Annotated in this window: 21 protein-coding genes; 7 read left to right on the forward strand and 14 right to left on the reverse strand. The window is 40.5% G+C overall.

The window, feature by feature from the left end:
• Positions 1 to 69 precede the first annotated feature (69 nt).
• Positions 70 to 1,035: a Solitary outer membrane autotransporter beta-barrel domain gene (locus JIG41_RS05905; RefSeq protein ID WP_283246042.1), complete on the forward strand. Its 966-nt coding sequence runs from the start codon at positions 70 to 72 to the stop codon at positions 1,033 to 1,035.
• A 231-nt stretch (positions 1,036 to 1,266) separates the two neighbouring features.
• Entirely contained in the window at positions 1,267 to 1,785 is a 519-nt protein-coding gene (locus tag JIG41_RS05910; protein WP_199524414.1) for a protein tyrosine phosphatase family protein, read from the forward strand.
• 14 nt (positions 1,786 to 1,799) lie between these two features.
• Here JIG41_RS05910 and JIG41_RS05915 read toward each other — a convergent pair whose 3' ends face one another.
• The 8 genes from JIG41_RS05915 to dapA all read right to left on the reverse strand — a co-directional run bounded on the left by JIG41_RS05915 (position 1,800) and on the right by dapA (position 9,488).
• The gene (locus JIG41_RS05915) at positions 1,800 to 2,162 is read right to left on the reverse strand and encodes an Sbal_3080 family lipoprotein (RefSeq protein ID WP_249406616.1); all 363 of its coding nucleotides are present in this window, start codon (positions 2,160 to 2,162) and stop codon (positions 1,800 to 1,802) included.
• A complete protein-coding gene (locus JIG41_RS05920) occupies positions 2,150 to 4,396 on the reverse strand; it encodes a DUF5916 domain-containing protein (RefSeq protein ID WP_409372718.1) in 2,247 nt (748 codons plus the stop codon). Before JIG41_RS05920 ends, JIG41_RS05915 begins: the two co-directional genes overlap by 13 nt.
• Before the next feature lie 202 nt (positions 4,397 to 4,598).
• Positions 4,599 to 5,900 carry a DEAD/DEAH box helicase gene (locus JIG41_RS05925; RefSeq protein ID WP_036972099.1) on the reverse strand — a complete coding sequence of 434 codons (1,302 nt, stop codon included), beginning with the start codon at positions 5,898 to 5,900 and terminating at the stop codon, positions 4,599 to 4,601.
• A gap of 78 nt (positions 5,901 to 5,978) precedes the next feature.
• Positions 5,979 to 6,644, reverse strand: a complete 666-nt coding sequence (locus JIG41_RS05930) for a GNA1162 family protein (protein ID WP_199524415.1) — start codon at positions 6,642 to 6,644, stop codon at positions 5,979 to 5,981.
• The gene (locus tag JIG41_RS05935; RefSeq protein ID WP_199524416.1) at positions 6,644 to 6,997 is read right to left on the reverse strand and encodes a DUF4810 domain-containing protein; all 354 of its coding nucleotides are present in this window, start codon (positions 6,995 to 6,997) and stop codon (positions 6,644 to 6,646) included. Before JIG41_RS05935 ends, JIG41_RS05930 begins: the two co-directional genes overlap by 1 nt.
• Entirely contained in the window at positions 6,994 to 7,326 is a 333-nt protein-coding gene (locus JIG41_RS05940) for a hypothetical protein (protein ID WP_199524417.1), read from the reverse strand. Before JIG41_RS05940 ends, JIG41_RS05935 begins: the two co-directional genes overlap by 4 nt.
• A complete protein-coding gene (locus tag JIG41_RS05945) occupies positions 7,323 to 8,327 on the reverse strand; it encodes a CsgG/HfaB family protein (protein WP_199524418.1) in 1,005 nt (334 codons plus the stop codon). Before JIG41_RS05945 ends, JIG41_RS05940 begins: the two co-directional genes overlap by 4 nt.
• Before the next feature lie 246 nt (positions 8,328 to 8,573).
• Positions 8,574 to 9,488, reverse strand: coding sequence for a 4-hydroxy-tetrahydrodipicolinate synthase (gene dapA / locus JIG41_RS05950; RefSeq protein WP_074988758.1), 915 nt, complete (start codon positions 9,486 to 9,488; stop codon positions 8,574 to 8,576).
• A 159-nt stretch (positions 9,489 to 9,647) separates the two neighbouring features.
• On the opposite strand from dapA, the gene JIG41_RS05955 reads away from it, so the two are divergent.
• Both JIG41_RS05955 and JIG41_RS05960 read left to right on the forward strand, forming a co-directional pair.
• Positions 9,648 to 10,301, forward strand: coding sequence for a DUF6058 family natural product biosynthesis protein (locus JIG41_RS05955; protein WP_036972129.1), 654 nt, complete (start codon positions 9,648 to 9,650; stop codon positions 10,299 to 10,301).
• 244 nt (positions 10,302 to 10,545) lie between these two features.
• The gene (locus JIG41_RS05960) at positions 10,546 to 14,325 is read left to right on the forward strand and encodes a S8 family serine peptidase (RefSeq protein ID WP_075593227.1); all 3,780 of its coding nucleotides are present in this window, start codon (positions 10,546 to 10,548) and stop codon (positions 14,323 to 14,325) included.
• A 45-nt stretch (positions 14,326 to 14,370) separates the two neighbouring features.
• Here the strand turns inward: JIG41_RS05960 and dkgB are convergent, their stop codons facing one another.
• Positions 14,371 to 15,186, reverse strand: coding sequence for a 2,5-didehydrogluconate reductase DkgB (dkgB, locus tag JIG41_RS05965; protein WP_199524419.1), 816 nt, complete (start codon positions 15,184 to 15,186; stop codon positions 14,371 to 14,373).
• A 325-nt stretch (positions 15,187 to 15,511) separates the two neighbouring features.
• On the reverse strand, positions 15,512 to 15,736 hold the full coding sequence (locus JIG41_RS05970) for a hypothetical protein (RefSeq protein ID WP_206770714.1): 225 nt from the start codon (positions 15,734 to 15,736) through the stop codon (positions 15,512 to 15,514).
• Between the two features lie 258 nt (positions 15,737 to 15,994).
• Between JIG41_RS05970 and JIG41_RS05975 the strand changes: the two genes are divergently transcribed.
• Both JIG41_RS05975 and ykgO read left to right on the forward strand, forming a co-directional pair.
• The gene (locus tag JIG41_RS05975) at positions 15,995 to 16,246 is read left to right on the forward strand and encodes a type B 50S ribosomal protein L31 (protein WP_036972134.1); all 252 of its coding nucleotides are present in this window, start codon (positions 15,995 to 15,997) and stop codon (positions 16,244 to 16,246) included.
• Positions 16,247 to 16,266: 20 nt separating this feature from the next.
• Positions 16,267 to 16,401 (forward strand): type B 50S ribosomal protein L36, encoded by a 135-nt coding sequence (ykgO, locus tag JIG41_RS05980; protein WP_065979009.1) that lies wholly within the window; start codon positions 16,267 to 16,269, stop codon positions 16,399 to 16,401.
• A gap of 21 nt (positions 16,402 to 16,422) precedes the next feature.
• Here the strand turns inward: ykgO and JIG41_RS05985 are convergent, their stop codons facing one another.
• A complete protein-coding gene (locus tag JIG41_RS05985; RefSeq protein ID WP_182396500.1) occupies positions 16,423 to 16,812 on the reverse strand; it encodes a cytochrome b562 in 390 nt (129 codons plus the stop codon).
• A 146-nt stretch (positions 16,813 to 16,958) separates the two neighbouring features.
• Between JIG41_RS05985 and JIG41_RS05990 the strand changes: the two genes are divergently transcribed.
• On the forward strand, positions 16,959 to 18,002 hold the full coding sequence (locus JIG41_RS05990; RefSeq protein ID WP_199524420.1) for an ABC transporter substrate-binding protein: 1,044 nt from the start codon (positions 16,959 to 16,961) through the stop codon (positions 18,000 to 18,002).
• Positions 18,003 to 18,039: 37 nt separating this feature from the next.
• On the opposite strand, the gene JIG41_RS05995 is transcribed toward JIG41_RS05990, so the two are convergent.
• Genes JIG41_RS05995 through JIG41_RS06005 form a run of 3 tightly spaced genes read right to left on the reverse strand, consistent with a single transcriptional unit; the run spans position 18,040 to position 22,276 of the window.
• Positions 18,040 to 19,665: a di-heme oxidoredictase family protein gene (locus JIG41_RS05995; protein WP_075593224.1), complete on the reverse strand. Its 1,626-nt coding sequence runs from the start codon at positions 19,663 to 19,665 to the stop codon at positions 18,040 to 18,042.
• Positions 19,666 to 19,708: 43 nt separating this feature from the next.
• Complete coding sequence (locus JIG41_RS06000; protein WP_074988755.1) at positions 19,709 to 20,860, reverse strand: imelysin family protein; 1,152 nt, start codon at positions 20,858 to 20,860, stop codon at positions 19,709 to 19,711.
• Between the two features lie 12 nt (positions 20,861 to 20,872).
• Positions 20,873 to 22,276, reverse strand: coding sequence for a hypothetical protein (locus JIG41_RS06005; protein WP_075593222.1), 1,404 nt, complete (start codon positions 22,274 to 22,276; stop codon positions 20,873 to 20,875).
• Positions 22,277 to 22,492 lie beyond the last annotated feature (216 nt).

Consider the following 22,492-nt stretch of genomic DNA (forward strand, 5'->3'; position numbering starts at 1 on the left):
GTTTCGATTGTTGTGAGGCTGTGTATATACTTCTATGATTATTACTCCTGTTCCTATCCTTTATTTTTTATGACGTTACCGATAAAAGTCTGTACTTTACTATGCTGTGTAATGACTTTCAGTTTGCAAGCAAACCCAACCAAACAGCTTGAAACTGCCTTATCAACGTCTTTAGTACTTACTGATGGCGACAGTATTACCTTGGGGTTTGGTGATTTTGATCCTCAAGAAATATTTAACCCTCACTTTACCAATAAAGATGGCGAGAGCATTGCCCTTCGCAAAAAGTTGCGCTTATACAGTGTTCCTTTCTCATGGGAGGCAAAACAGCCCTACTATGAACATAAGTGGCATATAAACGGCCGGGTCAGTTATTTGAATCAAGCTGATTTCATTTCACTCTTTGACGAAGCCCAATCCGACTCTATTTCTGAAACTGTCTATAGCGCCACGTTTGGCATTAATGCTGAAAAAGCACTCGGCTCAAAATGGTCCTATATTATTGGCTTAAATAGCCACTACCTACATTACGACAATGACTACGATTATAACTCTCAGCAAAGCCGTGACGTATTAAAACCGCTAACCAACAATCTCTATACCAATTTAAACAGTAATGCGCTGGTGTTAAATCCCAGCCTGTCTATGGTTTATAGATTGCCTCGACATTGGGGCTATTATGAATATAAGTTAAATATTAATTATTATTACGGCTGGGCTTTATCACAACCTAACGAAATTGAAAGTGCAAAGCCTGAAACAACACGGATACTTAATGGCATAAAAGCTAAATTTAATATGTTCAAAGTGGGCCCCTTTGAACAAGCTTTCTACATTAAAGGGCAACGCATTGACTTAGGTGGAGATAGCCCAGCTGCGTTTGGCACTGATCACTTTTATGAATATGGCCTTGGCTTTTTGTGGGACAGCCGTCACTGGACCTCATGGTTCGATAATTTTGGTATTGGTATCAATATTCATAGTGGGAGTAGTCTAGAGGGAGCCGCCATTGTGCTTTACTTCAATGAAATTTAGTTACTCAATTTTGATAGTTATTTCTCTTTTAAAGCACAACAATCAAATTTCAAACTAAGATGTACATTTTTAATCCGACAGATTAGAGTAAATACATAAAAGCAGTGTAAAAAGGGATGAAAACACATTTTATCATCCTAAGTAACCACGCCTTTACTGAATAAGTCATCATAGACTGGGCATGCGTGCGAACTGTTTATACCGAACATTAACCTAATTTAAAGAGACATTATGAATAAGCTCATACACTTAGCGTTATTCGCTTTACTGTCGTTTTCAACGATAGCCGTTCAAACAGACGTAACACAACTTGATATTTTAAACTTAAAAGCACAATCAGAGTCTGTTTATACCTCGGGTCAACCCAGCCAAACAGACTTTGCTAAGTTAAAAGACGTGGGGCTGCAAACAGTTATTAACTTGCGCGGCGATAATGAAACTAGCTGGTCAGAGAAAGAGTTAGTAAGTGGACTCGGTATGAATTACTACCATATTCCAGTTCGTTCGAAAGCAGATATTACGCTTGAGAATGCCACAAAACTTCAAGCCTTATTGCAAACACATCAACAAGAAACCACCTTATTGCACTGTGCTAGTAGTAATCGTGTGGGTGCATTGGTTGCGCTTTATCATGCTGTGACACTTAAAAAACCGATAGATGAAGCAATTGAAACCGGTAAACAATGGGGCCTGAAAAGCCTTGAAAGTGTGGTAAGAAATAAAGTTAAAGAAGAGATTGGTCAGCCATAGGCTGACCAACTTAATTAGATCGCTGTTTTTTCTGATTTATTTTTGTTTTTGCTTTCAACTTGCTGAAACATCGCATCGACCAGTTCGATAATTTTATCATTAGCATCAATAAACTTATCTAGCCCACCACCAGTGCGGTAGCTTGCTTGAGCAATCGTTTCTTTTTGCTCAGGATCCATCACCCAAATATTAGCATACGCCATGTACAGGGCGAGATCCCAATGCCAATTAGCGACATAAAAAGCAACTGCATCACAGCCATCCGTGTTAGCCGATGTAATATCCGTTTGGTACGCTTGATGTTTTAAAACATAGTTTGCTGGGATAACACGAGTTTTCACGTTATGTTTGGCAAACCCTGATTCTAAAGCTGCCATGCATAGCTTAGTTTTGTGAAAAATGTTCGTTGATCACGTTCTAGCTCTTTTAAAGAGTCATCCTGATAGCCTTTATCCGAATAACCTAAATAGAACAGGGTTTGTGAATTTATTTTGTATGAATACACTAATTGGCTGGCGAAATCACGGTTAATTTCACTCACGTTAGAAAAATAGGCATCTTTATCACGATCTATGTCTTTAAATTGCAATACCAGCTTGAGCATTGAGCGCATATTAAATTTATAATACACACGTAAATCAGTGAGGTTTGCAGTATAAACGCGTTCATTTTGCTCATTATCAAGGTAGCTATAACTATGCTCTAACTGAACTTGCCAGTGGTCATTAATATCCCAAGTCATTTCAGGCTCGACACGCACCATCGTGCCAAGTTTCGCATTGCTGTAGTCTATTTTGCTGCCATACAGAGCATACAGTAAAAAGCGGATATCGCGGATGGGCCTAAAACCGCCATAAATATAAGCGATGTTTTGATTAAAGAACTGCCCTGCGTAAAATTCATTGCGGTGAATAAAGCCGATTTCAGTCTGTGACTGCATTTTACCTTTAAAGGTAAAGAAGCCATCGTATTCTTCTTCGAGTAGGTCACCATTTTGTGCCCAGGTTTTATCCCACTCAGCATTATAGCTGTACTCAGTGATAATATCATCGGCATCACGATACCAGGTTTGACCGCCTCCGAGTTGAGCTTGTTTATAGTCAACTTTTGCTTGATAACCTAAGTCAGAGCGATAATCCTCACCAATGTTTTCATAACTTGCATACAGTTCATAATCACGTTTGGTACGACTAAACTCTACTTTATAGGCCTGATCTGATTGCGTTTCTTCTAAGCCATAAACATCAACTAAAAAATCAGAGTTTTTTGTATCGGTTGTTGCAACTTGGTATTGCAAGCTGTCTGTTTGGTTAAACCAATAACTGCCATCGAGTGATAATACCGAGTTATGATAATCATCATTTTCCCGGTGTGTACTCATAACCCCAATAGTGCCTTTTTGACCAATATCAAATTGATAGCGCCCCACAGCGGCATGAGTTTTATCGCCTAGATTTGCAAAATATGAGCCTTGGTTGGTTGGTAATAACACACTGGTGTTGTCATCATCTGCATATATAAACCCATAGCTGTGGTTACCGGTCTTGCCTGTTAACTTAACGCCTACGTCAGGCTCAGCTATTGTGCGTGTATATAACAACTCGAACTGACTGGTTTTAAAATAGGATGCTCCATCTAAAAAGAATGGGCGTTTTTCAGCATAATAAATCGAGTAAGTGGTGTTAACATCAAGTTCAAGAGAGTCCGCTTCAACTTGCGAAAAGTCAGGGTTAATCGTTGCATTAATCACTGCATCTTGTGTGACGCCCCAGCGTAAATCAAGGCCTGCTTCTGTATCAACATCTCCATTTTGCCAATCACCTGGCAGCATATTTTTTGTATCATTACGAAGCGCAGTTAAAGTCGGGGTAAGCTGAATATTCATACTTTGTGTCATGTCAGCAAACCCTGTTAGTTTATCAAACTGGCAAAAACTGCATTTTACATCACGGTCAAAGCCTACGTTAGACATTTGATAAAACACATCACGCGGATAATTACGCCAAACAGCCAAGCTCCAAGTCAGTTGTTCTTTACCTTTTGGAAAACGCAGTGCCGTAAAGGGAATGCGCATCTCAACCACATAACCCTCATCGGTAATTTGACCTGCACTATCCCAGATTGCATCCCATGATGGGTCTTCCACCCAATCGTCGATATCGGTCATGCGCATATCGCCTTGCGCACCTAGTGGGTTTACGTAAAACTCATAACCCGTTCGTTCGTCGTTAAAGGTATCGATCATCAGGGCAACATTATCGTCTTGCCACAGTGTATCTCTGTCACGAAGTGCTGCACGAATTTGTGATGGGTCAGGGTCTTTAGCAATAAAGCCAACGTACAAGTATTGGCCATCTTCATACAGGTAGGCATCGGTGTGTACCGGTGGCGTGCCCTTTTCATTAGGCTCATTCTGATATTTTAGCGGTACTTTTGTTGCTTGTTGCCAATGAGCTTCATCCATAACGCCATCAACACTGATTGATTCTTTAATATGCGCTAAAGCAAACTCCACTTTGTCGCTAGCCGTTGCTAGCGAAGAAATACTGACGCAACTGAAAATTAGGCAGGATTTTACAACACGGGTTATTATTTTTTTTAAGTACAGCATAAACATCCATTTAGACACGTGCGCACAAATTACACGACTTCATTGATTAAAAAAGCAATTGTAATTCAACAAGGTACACTTGTTAATAACAAACCACTCTTTTAACCATAAAAATTAACAAAAACACTCCTTTTGGACTAGTTTTAGGTTCAAAAAAGCCCCATGGCCGAAAGGCGATGGGGCTAATTACGACCAATAAACGCTATTTTTTTAAGCTAAGTTTATTGCCTTTAAGTGATTTTCTCACTTTAGCAATACGCGAGCGGTTCTTGGCTCTGGCTTCGCCGGTTGCCTGCCCTGATGGCTTATTGCTTCGGCTACGACGTAAATGAGATGGCTTTTTACCAATTTTGTCGATCAGGACTTCACGATTACTTACTTCATAACCCGGCAGCACTATACGGTTAATACGTTGACCAATTAACTTTTCAATATCGAATAACGTATTCTCTTCTTCGCGACTTACAAATGAGATTGCCTGTCCCGGTTTACCAGCACGTCCTGTACGACCAATACGGTGTACATAGTCTTCAGCAAGCCAAGGTAAATCAATATTGATCACTCGTGGAAGGCCTTCAATATCAATACCACGAGCTGCAACTTCAGTTGCAACAAGCACACGTACTTTACCTTCTTTAAATTCACGTAGTGCACGACGTCGGTTACCTTGGGTTTTATCACCATGGCATACAGCCGCAGGAATACCATCAAGGTTCAATTCTTTAACGAGCTCATCGGCTGTTTCTTTCATGTTGACGAACACTAACACTTGCTGCCAATTTTTCTTACCGATCAGTTCTGAAAGAAGCTCTTGTTTACGGCGCTCTTCAACAGGATAAACAACGTGCTGTACGGTTTCTGCTGTACTGTTTGTTTGATCGACACGAATAATTTCAGGTTGCTTAAGAACTTTGCTTGCAAACTGTTTTATCGCCGCGGGGTACGTTGCTGAAAAGAGTAAAATTTGACGTGTTTCATCACAGCCGTTTATAACCGTTTGCATATCAGTTATAAAACCCATATCGAGCATACGGTCTGCTTCATCAAGAACCAAATGCTTTACATTTGCTAAGCTGATATTACCCAAACGAAGATGATCTAATAAACGACCAGGTGTCGCCACAACGATATCAACACCCGCTTTAAGATCGTTTGCTTGTCCGGCTAAATTAACACCGCCAAATAAACACACTGTTTTTAGTGCCGTGTATTTAGCAAACGCTTTAACGTTATTGGCGATTTGCTCAGCAAGTTCACGCGTCGGAGCAAGCACAAGTGCGCTCGGCGCATTGTTATCACTTAAGGTTGATTCAGATAATTTTTGAATAAGTGGCAGCGCAAACGCAGCGGTTTTACCGGTGCCTGTTTGTGCGCTAGCAAGTACATCTTTCCCTTTTCGTACCGCAGGAATTGCACTGCGTTGAACGGGAGTAAGCGTATGGAAATTAAGTTCTTCTAATGCCTGTAAGAGCTCAGAAGAAAAACTAAACGATTTAAAGTTCATGCTGTATAACCTGCGGCCATCATATCAAGGGTCGCAAATTATACAGCAAAAATAAATTACAGGTTAGCTTTTAACGATTTAAAAATTAGTTTTATCTAATACGACTACCTTTTGTAACTGATCCTTATCAGCTAGTTCATTGTATTTACCTGCAGGAAGTGTGTTCATCACCTTAAAATTCACTTGTCTTGCAATAGGAACATAATCAGTTAACGCTGTATTAATTGCGGTGCTAATCATATCTGCAATCAAATTACCCGAATTACCCGATGTATTAATAACAACAGCATCACTGTACTTCCAGATTTCATCACCTGTATGAGCCGAAATCAATCTAAATGATGCTCCCACTGTGACATCGCCTCCGGTAACATAATAGTTTGTTTCCCAACGATTTATTTTAACAAACAAAATAGCATCAGCACCAAACATATCCCGTATTTTTTCCATTGAAAGTGTTTCTAACTGTGCACCATCAACGATCCCTTCTGATTGAAATATAGCATCAGTTACAGGCACTGGCATTACATAATAACCCGCCTCTGCAACCGGTTCAGCAATCGTTGTAGCGTACAATTGAGCTGCATCAGCTGCGGTAGATTGATTAACTGCTGGGACGATTAATATAGACAGAGGCTTATTTTTGTACATATTTGGATATGCTTCACCTTTAGTCAAAACAGGACTTGTCTTACAACCTGCTAAAAAGACTAAAATAAATGTTAATGATAGTATTTTTTTCATTATAAAGCTCCACCAAGTAGCTTCTGATTAACGAGCTGAATAAATTGAGATGATTCAGGAAATAAAGATTGTTCCTTGTTTAACATTTCTTTTGCTTGCTCATTTTTATTAATCGACGAGTACATCATTGCAAGTTCAATATATATACCTGGAGGTATTTTTTTGTTTTTTGCCTCAGCAGAAGCAACAATATTTTCTAATGTAGCCAAATGTTCTTGGAAGCTTTCTTCTGTTGGCTCATGTTTATATTGATAGGCAGTATCTGCATAGTCGCCCCAAAAATAGATGCTTTTGTTTGTTTGGCATCCACATAAAATTAAAACTAACAAAGTTATAAAAACTAACTTACTCATGGAACTACCACCTCAAATATATTTCCATTCCCAACATAGATAGTTCTTAGAACTATTGTTTTACCATCGCGCTTCAAATGAACCTTATGAGATCCTGGTGCTACAGGAAATTCGATTAACTCTTTGCCATCTTTGTAATATGATGAAAATGTATCTCGATTTATAATAACTGCAGCTTCAGAGTCAAGCTCTAAAGATGTACCCCAAAAATTTCCGTTTAATTGCAAAATACCACGGTCCTCAACCTGAGTGACTGATCTGTAGCTACTTGAGCAAGCGCTTAAAAAAAGTACTGACAATACCAAAATTATACGAGCCGTATTACTCATAGTTGAACCTCCTCTACGACCAAGTTCTCTTTATCTGATAATTGCACGTCACCCGAAATAACTTTACACAGCGACAGACTGTTACTACCGCTCCCCAAAAAGCCAACTATTTCAATTTTTGCCTGTTCTTGTCGTGGTAACTCAAGTGGCAAACCGGTTTGAGGATTTGTAATGATCTCTCCACGTTTTTTTACAATGAGCTTATCTCCTAATTTAAAACCTTGATTCTTACCTCCAGTAATAATTATGTTACTCCCTTGCTCAGACACTATATAAGCTTGCCAAGGTTTATCGAGTAAGTTCTCCATAACATTAGAAGTTAATTTAGAAATAGCAGCAGATAACGCTTTATCGTCTAAACTTGTATCGAATGCGGCCGTTTCACCTACGCCAAGCACTCTGTTAGATTCTGAACGTGCTTCACCTGTAGCCTCTTCAGAAAATAAAATTTGCCCTGTTTTAATATCGACTAATCTAATATTGACTGTGGCAGTTGCTTTTTGAATTTTATTTCGACTGAACACTCCTACTTCGCTTTCTGTAGTTCGTCCAAATTCTGAAACTGAGCCAATAATTAACTGTTCAGCCCCAATCGAACGAGCTTCTAAGCCGACTTTATTTGCACCATCTGCTTTTTTATGGACAAACGTAATTTGGTTTTGATTAGTTAAGTTAGGTTGGAGTGAGGCGATGGCATCATGTTCAATCATAATAAACTTTCCACTATCCGTTAACCTTGCAGCTAATATATCTGATGCTTGTTTACCTATTCGATTATTATTACTGTCTAATAAAAATGAATTACCTCTTTTAGTCTCATCACTAAAGCGTGCAATAGCGACCGTTCTTTTAAGCCCTTTAAACTCTTCAATTTGAGTCGCACTAACTACTGGAGCATTCTTATTTATACTTTCGTTAGTCACTTGCCGCGTGGCACTTGTACAACCAGATATTACAAACGTTCCAATCAAAATTAATGCTAAAAAACATTTCTTTTCCATTATATTCCTTTTTTGAAAAATTAACTTCCAAAAAAGTATAACGTTAACTAAAAATTAACCCTAGCAAATTTTTCAAAAGTTAAGCATATTTATTGATACTATGGAGAAAAACCTAAATGTATGCTCAGGATAAGGGCATAAAAGTAATGCAGTGTTGATAAATATAATCGATGCAAGTACATCGATTATATAGAACAGGAATATAATAAAAAACACTCAATGTAATTATCAAGCGCCAATTCATTTTTAGCGTAAAATAACATCCTTTTCGGCTAAAAGTTGAGCTTTATCTCCCACAATGTCAGCAACATTTAGTTCATTAATATAGCCTAAACCCACTTCTTGTTGTGCAGGTGCTAACGGTACGTAGGGTAAGCGGAATACCGGATTGACGGCTCCCGTCATCATTAATGCTGTGTTTATTGCGATTGGGTTTGGCTCACAAAACAACCAGTTCATTAATGGCTGTAGCTTGGTGTTTAATGCATCATTTTTTTCGTCCATTAATTGACGAAACAAACCTGGGATCAAGTTAGATGTCACTGAAATAACACCGTGTGCGTTATAAATATGACGCGCATCATGGCTTTCATCATCATTACCTGACCAGCATGCAATACCTTGTTTTTCGTAATGTGCAATACGCTCATTGCCACCACACTCTTTAACACCAATAAAGTTTTCGTGCTGTGCTAACGGTTCAATAATATCAGGGGTTAAATCTTGCCCTGTGCGCCCTGCTACGTTGTAGATAAATGCTGGGCCAATATCAAGTAAACGCTTAAAGTGCTCTTTTACTCCAGCCAATGAAGTACGTCCATAATACGGGTTAATTTGCAATGCTGCGTCCATTCCCGTTGCAAAACCATATTCTGTCGCTTTGATAGCTTCGCGCGTGTTATTGCTACCTGTGTTACCCACAATAAGTAAACGAGATGAGAATTTACTGACACTGTGTGCAATAAGCATCAAGTGCTCTTCCCAATTCATTAGTTGGCCTTCGCCGGTTGTACCACCTACAATAATACCGTCAACACCCGCTGCGATTTGTTGTTCAACAAGGTCATCATAGCAGGCAAGATCAATTTCACCGTTGCTTAGGTAAGGCGTTTTAATTGCAGTGATCAAGCTTGCTTGTTTAATTGTTTCTAGGCTACGCATAACTATTTTAATGTTTGGAAAATTTGCGCTAGTTGTATCATAAACACAGGCAATTTCCGAGTAATGTAACGTAATAAATAAAAAACTTGTGAAATGGACAAAGTTAAGACAAAATTAAATACTGTACAAATAAACAGTATTTATTGTGAGTGACTGATAATGCAACTTTCTAAATTCTTGGCAACCTACTTTTATACCACAGAAGAGCTGTGTCAAACCCTCTCGATTGATGAAGATACACTGGGAGCATGGCAGCAAAGTAGTCTATTTCCAAAGCCGAGTTATTGCTTGCAAAGCCAATTAGAGTGCAGCTCTTATTCTGGCATTTACCAATGCGAAGAATACCAAGACTACTACCCTCGCGGTGCCGCAAGTTGGGGTCAGCTAATCATCAAACATGATATTAACTCATCATGCCAAGCTTTTAATTATTTTGCCCAACATTATTCGGCACAATTAAGTAAGCTCACTGAGCAAGGCTTTGCAATAGATGAAGAATTATTTGGCGCTGAAATTGACGAGCATTTACAACAAGTGTGGCAACAATTCTTGTGCAGTAAATATGGTGTCTTGACCCAAAATGGCTTAGTAGAGGAAGCTGTTCAGCTTGATGTCGCCAAATTACTTATTGATGATATCACCGAACTACGCACTAAAACGGGCTTATCTGCTGATGAACGCCAAGCTCTTCATAAAGCATTAAAGCTAATGAACCGCGCATTGAGTCATGGTACAGGCAACGAAGGTAAAAATACGCTTCGCTATCGTTACATTGATAGCGTGGTTGCTAAATACGATTTATCGGTAAAATAGAGACAAACACTCCCTTTCCTCTTCTGAAAATGAAGGGTAACTGAACACCTGAACAAGGTTGCAACAATGTATACGTTGTTACATTTTGGTTAATACACTTTGGTACATTTGTTTTGTAGGTTTTCATCTTTTTAGTCGTTAGATTGATGTAGTTGAGTTATTTCTTTTGTCATTTTTGCAGTTTTGACACCCTTGTAATAACTCCTCTATTCAAACTAATCACATCATAATAAAGGATAAATAGATGAAACCTTTTCCAAGGCTGGGTCGATTAAAAGCGACCTACTTGGCTATGCTCGGTTTGAGCTTAGCGCAACCAGTAGCGGCACAAAACACTGCTTTTACAAATAAAACATCCGCTGATGCCCTAACATTTACGTTAATAACAGGCGATAAAGTGTCTGCCATTGTTAATAAAGATGGCCAATTAGGCGGTATTCGTCTGCTAAATGCTGATGGCTCTGATGCCTTCACCAGTATTTTTAAACGGGGAAATAATACGTATGTAGTCCCTGCCCATGCGCAAGCATTTGTTGATTCACAGGCAATTGATTTAGAACTTTTCAACATCAACAAATTGTATGAATCGGGTTACGACGATGCGTCTACTAATGCTTTACCCGTTATTGTTGAATACCGAGACGGGACGTTAGCCGGCAGCGCCGTGCCTAAAGCATTGTCTGGCATGTCATTAACAGGTGAAATTGAACTAATCGACAGTGCAGCCTTTGCTATCACAAAAGAAAACGCCGCTAAAACATGGCAGTCTCTTATTGCTGAAGCAAATGTTGAAGGTATTTGGCTAGATGCCGTTGTCCATGCTCACAAAGTAAGCAGCGCCAATACGCTGACCCCAACGGTGCCATTAACGGGCGCTTACGGTCAATCAGCTATTAATTATAATGGTGCTGGCATTAAAGTCGCAGTGCTTGATACGGGTTACGACATTGAACACCCAGACCTACAGGGTCGCGTAATTGCATCTCGCGATTTTACTTATTCAAGCAATGGCGTTGATGATATTAATGGTCACGGAACTCACACTGCTTCAACGGTTGCGGGGAATGGTCATGAATCAGATGGTAAATGGGTGGGTGTTGCACCCGCTTCGGATCTCATCATAGGCAAAGTACTTAGTAATGTTGGTTCTGGTTCAACATACGGTATATTAAGTGGTATGCAGTGGGCTGTGCTTTCTGAAAATGCCGACATCGTTAATATGTCTTTAGGTGGTACAGCTACAACGTGTAGTGGCCCACTTGTAGACATGGTTGAGGCACTTAGCGACAAAGCATTATTTGTTATTTCTGCTGGTAACAGCTTTACGCGCGAAACGATCGGTTCACCCGGTTGTGCCCCAAGCGCACTGACTGTTGGTGCAATAGACCGTGAAGGCAATACAGCGTCGTTTTCATCACGCGGCCCGTCACCTGATGGTCATTCAGCAAAGCCTGATATCGCTTCGCAAGGCGTATCTGTTGTTGCTGCAGCATCAGGTGGATTAGGCGAAACAGCCTATCGTGTTTATTCGGGTACCTCTATGGCTGCACCACATGTTGCCGGCGGTGCAGCTCTGGTTATGCAGGCGCGCGGTGACTTAACACCAAAAGAGTTAAAAGACGTGCTTACATCATCCGTATTTAGCGGTGATTCGCACGTGCTTGAGCAAGGTGCAGGCGCAATGAACGTTGACCGCGCAATTTCACAAGCTATTGTAGCACCCGCAAATAGAGAGCTTGGCTTTTTCCAAAACGCTATCAATGATGAGCTTACGCATACACACGTAACCTTAACAAACACGTCTGATACCGACATTACGCTGAAACTAAAATTAGACCTACTTGGCGAAGACGGTAAAACGCAACTCCCAGCAACACTTGCTGGCTTAGATGCAAAATCAGTGACTGTTCCAGCGAATGGCGAAGCACAAGTACCTATGTGGATTGACCCAAGTGTTGCACTTAATAACGGTGCTTACGGTGCCATTACAGGCCGTATCACTGGTACAACGGTCAGTAATTTAGACCAACAAGTTACTGTGCCTGTATCATTCTGGATTGACCAGCCTCAGGTTAATTTAACCGTTAACCTAACAGACCGCTGGGGGCACAATGCAACGTCACCATCAAAACTTTATTTAATTAATGAAGAAGATGATTGGGGCAGTATCGTTAGATTAAATAACGGTAAAGCCGATATCAATGTACCTGCGGGTTATTATACTTTAATCGCAAATATCATGACGTTTGATAACCCTGACTCTAACTCGGGACTTGTTGAGTCAGCGGCACAAATGGCAGTGCTTAACAAAAAAGTAGATGGCGCGACTGAAATTAACTTTGATGCGCGTAATGCACAACAAGTGACCTTTAAAGCAGAACAACCCCTTGATCCACAAGGTTACTCATTCGGTTTTACATACGCACTTGATGATGAAAAATCAGCCAAGTTAGCAGCTATCGAGATGGCGCCTGACTATGTAAATGATATGTATGCTTGGTCACAAGGTCATGACAGTCGTTTTCGCTCATTTATTACAACCCGTGCAGTTGCACCAGAAACCACTGTAAAAATGCAAAATGGTGTCGAGTTTGATTACATCAAACAAGGCCTTGCATTATCGTTCCATGGTGAAGGTTCAGCAGAAGTATTACCTGTTGGTGATGCCGGTTATAGTACCGACTGGAGCCAATTTGATCTTGATGGCAAAATTGCTTTAATCGCAAACCCTAACTACCTAACCAATTACATGGTCGGGAATGCAATGAAGCATGGCGCTACGGGTGTTATTTTTTATCGTCCGGGGCGTGAAGGCCGATACAAAGGCACCGTGACTGGCACACCAAAAGTGCCTGTTATTGGTATTAGCTCTGAAGAAGGCGAAGCGCTAATGGCCGAGATTGAAGCGGGTAATAATATTATTACTTGGTCAGGTGTTGCTGCTGAGCGTTCACCTTATGCTTATTCAATCAACCACATTACTGATGGCCATATTCAGTCTGGTCAAATTAATATTGCCGAACACAAAATGCATAAGATTACGGCGACGTATCACTCACAAAATGATGAGCGTCCTGCATGGACCGATGTCATGGCAATGACCAACAGTACGGGAGAGTTTTACTCAACGGGCAGCACACAATTGATCATGCTTCCACAAGTACGTGACGAGTATTACACCGCGACAGCCAAAAATGGCTGGACAAATATTGTCATGCCTAACCATAAAATTGAAAGCGCTGGGGCTTATTTTGATGGGCCAAGAGCAATGACTGAAGGTGCACAAGAGACGACCTCATGGTTCAAAGGTCCACGTGGCGGTGCTTTAGGTAGCAGTGGCGCGCCTATTATCACGCGTGATACCAACGTGCTTCATTTTAACCTTGCCTCGTTTGGCGATGCAGCTAATCACGATGGTATTTTTGGTTATATTGGCAGCTCAGCGTTTGGCTTAACTTTAAATGGTGAGCCTGCATCTCCTACAGAAGGGGCATTAACACTTGAGCCGGGCGATCATCAAATTACTCTAGGAATGCGTTCATATGCACGTGGTGTTGGCGAGCGTTCACCTGTAAATGATAGCCTTGGTTCACTGTACCTAGGTTATTACACCTTTACTGCTAACGAGTACCAACAAGGTGTGCAACCCGTACTTGTACCTATGATTGATTTACCTGTTGACATCAACAACACAATGTCAGTAGGTGAAGAAGCAAAAGTGAAGCTCACAGGGCTACTTGATGGCGTCGGCGACGTTGCATTAGCGAATGTGCAATTCCAATATGCATACGGTAAAGAATGTACCATTGAATCGGTGCCTGCTTACATCTACTGCCCTGTGTCAGAAAAATTCTCAACAGAGAACTGGCAAGATGCGAAAGTAGAACAAGTGGATGGTGAATGGACAGCCACAATTCCAAATACAGGGAATACAGGTGAGTTTGTTCACATTCGAACAGTGATCTCAGACTATGGTTCAAGCTCAGCAGAGCAAATTACCATGCGTGCCTACATGTTGAAATAGTAAACGCTAGAAGAGTAAAGCCGCCATTAAGGCGGCTTTTTTACTTTAATAATCCCAATTAGGTGCAAAATCTGGATTGGCTAGGCGCTTATGTTTGTCAAGCGCATCAATTCTGTCTAAATCCTCGTGATCAAGTTTTACGGAATCATCAAAATTGTCCGCTAAATTTTCTCGCTTCGTTGATGATGGAATCGTCGTCATCTTATGTGCATTTATCCACGCAAGGACAACTTGAGCAGGGCTCGCATCATGCTTTTTAGCTATATCAACAATCACGTCGTCTTTTAGCACTTCACCCACGGCAAATGGCATATAAGCCGTAACATGAATACCCTGTTGCTGACAAAAAGCGCGTAACTTAGTGTTCGTCAGATAAGGGTGTACTTCAATTTGATTAGTAAATATTTCCCTCGCGTCAAGGGTCTGCATGGCCTCTTTTAGATTAGCAATTGTGAAGTTTGAAACACCAATGTGTTTTGCTAAACCCAGCTCTTTTACTTTTTTGAGCTCGGTTAAGTATTCACTCATTTTTTCTCCGTTAGACGCAGAAGGCCAGTGAATAAGTAATAAATCAACATAATCGAGTTGAAGCTTTTCTAAACTCTGCTTTACGCTCTCAATAAACTGAGCGCTGTTAAGTTTGTCATTCCAAACCTTGGTTGTAATAAAAATCTCACTACGAGGCACAGAGCTGTCTTTTATCGCTTTACCGACGTGCTCCTCATTACCATAAATTTGCGCCGTGTCGATGTGTCTAAAACCGATATCGAGTGCCATTTTCACTGAATTGTAAGCTGTTTTTCCTTCTAGGCGAAACGTACCGATACCTAAATCAGGCATTTCAATAACATGGTGTGACATAACCTCTCCTTTTGAAGTATTGGTTATACCAATTTGCTTAATTAAGAGCGCTATTTTGACGCAGCTAATCTCAGATTTAGCAGCTCAAAATGATTAAGTATTACTGCAAATTGGTATGATGAGCTTACTTACTTCACTGAGGCCAAAATATAAAGTTTCAAGGTGGGTTTTAAAATTAGTCAACTTTTTGGGCGAGATAATGAGTAGTAACTAAGCATTACTAAACATGCCTATCACCATGAAAGTGAGGAAAACAAACAGTTTATAAGCTGGGCTAGCAATGCATTTTATATTTTAAGTCATACATTAAAATGTGATTAAAAGTCTAATCTAGGTGCTCATATTGACCACGATACACTTCAAAGGTTTTCACTACCGTATGCTGTTCTTTCGTTAAGTTATCAAACCAAGTATCAAAACGTTCATCGTCTTCTTGTTCACTCAAAGCAAGATACTGCGCTAACAGTTCAATGATATCGTTATGGCTAAATAATAACGTATCGACGCGGTGTGCAAGTGTAGAATGATCCTTATCACGAAGCGTATTCATTACATTTTGGTCTAACTGCTCAGTTTGAATTTCATCGTTCACTGCCTTACTCCTTCTCTTTGTATAAGCGCGTATACCTAGTTATAACAGCCTTCAAGACAATAGCCAGTTTTTTGAATTCAACTGCTTAAGGATTGCTCACACTGCTTATTTTTAATGCTATTTAGCATGCATAAATAAGAATTATTTTTATCTTGAACATTCCCTATATTTACTTTACAATAACTGTTATATTATCACATAACACAGATTAAAGAGATGAAACCTAACATTCACCCGGATTACCAACAAGTGGCTTTTCACGATACAGCCGCAGACAGCTACTTTATAATTGGTTCAACAATTAAAACATCACGGACAATCGCGCTAGAAGGTAAAACATATCCTTATGTACCAATTGATGTATCAAGTGACTCGCACCCATTTTACACCGGTAAACAAAAAGCGGTGGCAAGTGATGGTCGTGTCGCCGCATTTAACCGTCGCTTCAAAAACCTAGCAAGCAAATAACCGCCTAATACGGAGCAAAAATGAAAGTACTGAGTTCTTTAAAAAGCGCTAAAACTCGTTCTGGGTGTCAAATAGTAAAACGCAAAGGGCGTCTTTATGTGATCAATAAAGAAAACCCGCGTTTTAAAGCCGTTCAGGGTAAAAAGAAACGTTAAAAAAGGTGCTTAAGCACCTTTTTATTTACCAAATAATAACTCCCAAAAACCTGGTGGCTCATGAAGTTCATGGTATTTTTTTCGTAATTGATCAATTGACTTAAGGGGGGCTTTTGCAGCTTCTAACCCCTGTACTTCTGCAAGCTGCTTCGCGGATTTTGCTTGCTGAATAACTTTATCAAGTCCCTCTAAAGATTCACTTTCATGCTGTTTAAAATCAGCCTTTTTTGCTTTCTCTAGTAGATGAATAAACTCATCGATGGCTGTATTAAAAGAGTCTAGGTCAGTAGCGCGCACTGAGTTTTTATAAGCCAGCCCCATATTTTTCATATTAGCTTCAAGATCCAGTGGTGCATCTGCCATGCTACTAAGAGAAAAAAGTGTCAAAAAGCACACAAAAAGCGTTTTCATGTTGAGCCCTATTTAAGAATAATGTGCCAATTATACGCTTTAAAAAGAGTGAAACCTAGCCTCCATTTAAGCCAAAGAGTGGGTCGTAACCCTCTGGTATTAACTGTATAATCGATTAACTCTCACTCTTAAATTTATAAAATATTATGTTAAAAACCGTGCTATTCATTGCTTTGCTGGCTTTCTTACCGAGCACCTATGCACAATACAACGTTATATTTATCAATCCGGGGCATGCAAACACCAATGTTACCGGTCCGTTTTGGTATGAAGTTTCACAGTTAATGCGCGATGCAGCTGAAGATTTTGATCTGAACTTGACCATTCATTATGCAAATAGAAATCATATACTGATGAAAGAATTAGTGGCTGATGCAGTAAAACAATCACCCGATATGCTTGTTCTTGTAGATGAAAAAGGCGTATTGACAAAGCAACTTTTAAGTTTACCGGCTTTTAGTACCCCTATTTACTTTTTACTTAATCGTCCAACTGACAACGAACTACGCGCTCTCAAAAACAAAGGGATTAACATTGCTGGCAGTGTTGTGCCAGATAACGTTCAAGCGGGACACTTACTGGCAAAACAGCTCATTTCTAAAGCCCAACTCCCTGCCAGCATTTATGCTATTAATGGTGATCACACGACCCCTGCCGCTCTAGATCGTAAAACAGGGCTTGAAGCGTTTACTGTTCAACATGCACAAGTAAACATTGCAGCACAAGGTGTTGCTAATTGGTCATCGCCACAAGCATACCGACAAAGCTTAGGTCTATTAACTCATCATCCAGATATTCAGGTTATTTGGAGCGCTAATGATGCGATGGCATTAGGAGCCATTCGCGCATTAAATGAAAAAAAACGACGCACCGATGTGCTCGTTGGCGCAATAAACTGGCCACTCAGAGCCGCAGCTGAAAAAATAGATGTGTGCATCGGTGGGCATGTAACACTTGGTGCACTGGCAATGATCAATATTCATGCTATTTTGGCAAATTATGAGCACAAGGTTTTACATCAAAAAATTGCTATTTTTAGACCTCACACACAAAAAACCTTGAAGTTAGTTGAGCAAATTCATAGCAACACCCTCGCAATTAACTTTAAAGTATTTAGTAAAGAGCACAAGACCCCCCTTTTATTCAGCATTGAATCATTAATGAATGAAGCAAGCGAAAATGCACTGTAAAGGGCATTTACAGTGCATTTTTAAAAGAGATTAAAAGCTATAGTGATTGTAAAAAACTGATTAATTGCTGACGTTTAACACTTGAAAGCTCAGTAAATTCACGCTTACTTTTTTCAGCTTCGCCGCCATGCCATAAAATAGCTTCTTCAAGCGTTGCTGCACGCCCATCATGTAAGAAACCAGCGGCAGGGTTAACTGTTTTCGTTAAACCAATCCCCCAAAGCGGACGCGTTTTCCACTCACGGCCTGTTGCCATAAAATCACGACGTTTGTCTGCGAGCTCTTCACCCATGTCATGCAACAACATGTCGGTAAATGGCCAAATTTCTTGCCCTTTTACTGCCGCAGGCGCTGCAACACCGCCCAGTAATAAAGCGGCACCATTTGCGGTTACAAAACGAGGCGTATGGCAACCAGTACAGTTTAAATCATCGAATAAACGTGCACCGGCTTTAACACCTTCGTCTGCTACATTACGACGTGCTGGCACAGCAAGTGTTTCTGCGTAAAACACGACCGTATCAGCAAACTCATCACTGGCTTCTGGCAATCCTTGCTCATCAGAACCAGTATCTTGATAGTTAGTACGAGATAAATAACTTTCGTGCATTAATGTATTGGCAATGCTTTCTTCAGGGAACAATGAGTTCGTTACCCCCATGTCACCACGCAGTGCACCCAGAGATTGCTGTCTGACTGATGGTGTACTGGCTTTCCAACCAAATCGTCCAAGTGATACAGGGTTTTCATCACCCGCTTGAGCCTTAACAGCATCAAATACCCAGTTTGCTTTACCAGAAATTCCATCGTTGTCGGCATCATCGACATCTTCAAGCGCTAGAATATCTTGCTCTTCAATCGCTTCAAGCAATCCAAGACCAAAGACAGGCATACCATTACGGGCACTAAAACGTACATCTTCATTGGCAAGGGCACTTAAACTGAAGTTTTCAGGTGAGTCCCATGCATTATCGATAGTAAATATCGGCTTTTTCAACGTGACAGTACTGCCATCTGGGTAGCTAAACTCCGTGTAATCATAGCTTAGATATACATCAGCTTGGCCACCAAAATTATGCGTTTGCCAGTCTTCACGGGCTTGTAAAATCCCCCGGTGAAAGAGTTGATCCCCAAACCCTTCAACGCCTGTAACCTGACAAAAATCATTGATATTACTTGGCATTTCACACACGCCATCGGCTAAGCTAACGCGTAAAAAGATCCCAGCATCATTCGCTAACTTCACAGTTTGCTGTTCACCGGTTGGAACAATAGTACTTGGGCGACCATCTCGTTGGTGACAAGCATTACAGTTATTGTTATTAAAAACTGGCCCTAAACCATCGAGTTCCGGGTGTGCATCATTCGGGGCTGTCGTAAAGGATGTTTCAAAATTAGCATCGCCAGTTAAGTGAATATCGCGTTCTGAATCACTTAAATTAGGCATAGGTGTAGAGAAACCATGGCCTGAATTATTGGTATCGAGGGCTGTCGCATCACCTGCCAACGCAACGACATCAATATAATTTGGATCCGTTTCGCTACTTGTCGGTGGTGGTGTGGTCGTTTCGGTCGCGCTTTTATCGCTGGTTTTACTTCCACATGCCACTAAAGATAAGGCTGTGAAAGCAAATAGAATTGGTTTAATTGCTTTTACATTCATGACGGTATCTTGCAAAGAGGGGAAGCAAATGCTTCCCCAGCGATTATAAATTCCACTCTTTGATAAGTGGCACTACTTCTTCTTCAAGGGTCGCTTGTAATTCACCTAACGCATCAATCGCTGTTTGAATTCGAACGCGACCTGCATCATCCTTAATCGCTTGTCTAAATGGCATATCATCTGCACCTGCAATGGCATCAATCGCTGCAATCGCTGCTGTAATTTGAGTTTCAACTTTCGCTGCTAGCTCAGCGTCACCGGCAGTAATGAATGCTTTTAGGCCTGGGCTGTCGTTTTCATCGCTGAATGTGCCTAAAAACACATTTTGTACACCAACAATGTTGTTGCTAAAGTCGGTTAATGAGTTCCAGCTATATTGTGATTCAACCAATGATGTGTCAGCTGTGTCTTTGCTAGTACCAAATGGTTCTGCAATTTTACCGTTACCTACCTCATCAACAATACCGATAACACCATTGACTAACTCTTCAATAACACCTAACTCAGATGAGTATTTATCATTACCCGGCGTTAATAAATAATCTTTATAAGCAGGTTCATCATCCGCATTTGCTGATATACCCCATGCATCAACAAGGCTTTGTGTATGAATATTGAATACTTCAGCACATGCAATTAGGTATTCCATTTCACGCACAGTCATTTCATCAATTGACTTATCGTTATCTTCAACGCCATTACCGAATAATAAGAACTCCATAGTGTGGAAACCTTGTACACCATCGTCAAAGTTCTTTACATTATCAGCCGAGAACGTTGTGTTACTTGCAAGTAGTGCTTCTAAATCAGCTGTATTCAGTGGCCAAGTATCAAGGTGTGGATCAATTGATAAGCTATCAACAGGACCAAAGATATGCGACTCACCTTGCTCCCAGAATACACGTGCATCTTTCCATGCTTGTTGAGCAGCAAGCAGCGCGGCTTCGTTTTTGTTTTCTAATAATGTCAGTGTCGCATTATGTAAAACAGCCGCCTTGCTGTTTAGCATTTCATAACCATCTACAATCACTTGCTCAGTTATGTTTTCAATTAAATCTGTTGCGTCATAGCTAAAGCCTGTTACTTCAGTAACAGGTGTGCTTGTATCTGAAGAATCGTCCGAAGAAGACGAACCACATGCAACAAGTGTTGACGCTAAAATGACAGCTGTAATGCTGTTTAATACAGTTTTCATCCCAAGATTCCTTTATAGTTCTGTAGAAAATTTATAGCCAAGAGAGGCGCTAAAGTGAGTCGTGTCATCGATATCGTCTTGTGCGTAATAACGTTGACCGCCCTGAAGTTTTAGAATTAAGTTTTTGTTTGGAAGGTAATTTAAACCAAAGTTAAGCTCACGAATGTCGTAACGATGGATAGCCGCACCACTGGCCACTTCAAGCATTGGGTTGGCATAATCAAACGAGGTAAATACATAAAGCGGCGAAGATAAATCAAACAGCCCCTGCATATTATAAGCGGCTTCTACAAATGCAGATTCTGCTTTGCTACCAAGCTGTGCAAAGCTTCCCGGACGCAGGCCCGGTGTTGTTTTATTCGCAGCAGTGATAGCAACTGAGTCTTCTAACTCGCCATATAAGTACTGACCACGAAACACAAGATCATCTAACGTCCATGCACCATGTAACCCGAGGATAGATACGTTTCCATCCTCATCGAGTTTGCCCTGATTGCGACGGTTATCTGATGTGTTTGCCGTATAGTAACTAACACCAAAACCTTTACCAGCTTTAACATTGCCATAATCAAGGCGTAATGTGAGCGCTAAATCATCTGCGGTATTTTCTTCAAAGCGTTGCTGTGCACCACCCGCGACCCAATTAGTCGAACGGAAGTATTCAGAGTTAAGACCTGTCGTCACCAATGTTTGCAGTGTAAAGTCAGACCAACGAGAAATTAAGTTAACTCCAGTTTCGTGCCAAACTTGCGGGATCATGGTTGCCTCACCCCAGTGGCGAGTCGTGGTAAAGTATTGATCAGGCTTGTTTAAGTCTGTGCCTAAGCCTACCGGAACATATATATGACCAAACTTGACAGTAAAGTTAGGGTTATATTCATATTCTAGTTGCAGCTTTTCGACAATGACTTCACCACCCGCTTCAACTTCTGATTCAAATTCGCCAAATTCTTCAAAGCCATCGTATTCAAGCGTGGTACCTGTACCGCCATGCTCATACTCAAGTTCAAATTCGACTTTCCACTTATCATCAATTTCATATTCAAACTCAGTGACAACTCGCTCTAAGTCTGTAGTGGCGCGGCGCTCTGGTGAAGTATCTTGAACGTTGGCAAACACTTCGTCACTTTTGTAAAGCAAAGTACCATAGCTTTTAAAAGTAAGTTTTGAGTCTTTTTTGCTTGCGACTGAAGCAATTGGGGTTGCTTGCTCAGTAACAACTGGGGCTTTTTGCTGCACTGCAACTTGCTGGGTGTTTTTCGCATCTAATTGACTTTTTAAGTAATCAATCGCTTTTTGTTGTTCAAGGAGTTGTTGTTGAAGTTTTTCGAGTTGGGCTTGAATGTCATCATTCGCAACACTATAAAGTGGTGTCAAAGCCAATGACACCGCGAGAGAAAGTACTGCTTTGTTCATCGTAAAGTGCACCTAAAAATAAAACTGAATGATAATAGTTATCTTTTACATTGTAAATATTGTTAACTTTACTTTTTACTAAAAACGGTAAATTAGATTAAATAAGATTTAATTTCTAAGACTATTTCATTGAAAATTAAGCTGGAATGATAATCTGGTGTGCAATAAGGGAGTAATTTACGATAACTGTAAGTTACTTGTTAACAAGCAACCCCA

Source organism: Pseudoalteromonas sp. bablab_jr011, assembly GCF_016464045.1.
Taxonomy (GTDB): Bacteria; Pseudomonadota; Gammaproteobacteria; order Enterobacterales; family Alteromonadaceae; genus Pseudoalteromonas; species Pseudoalteromonas lipolytica.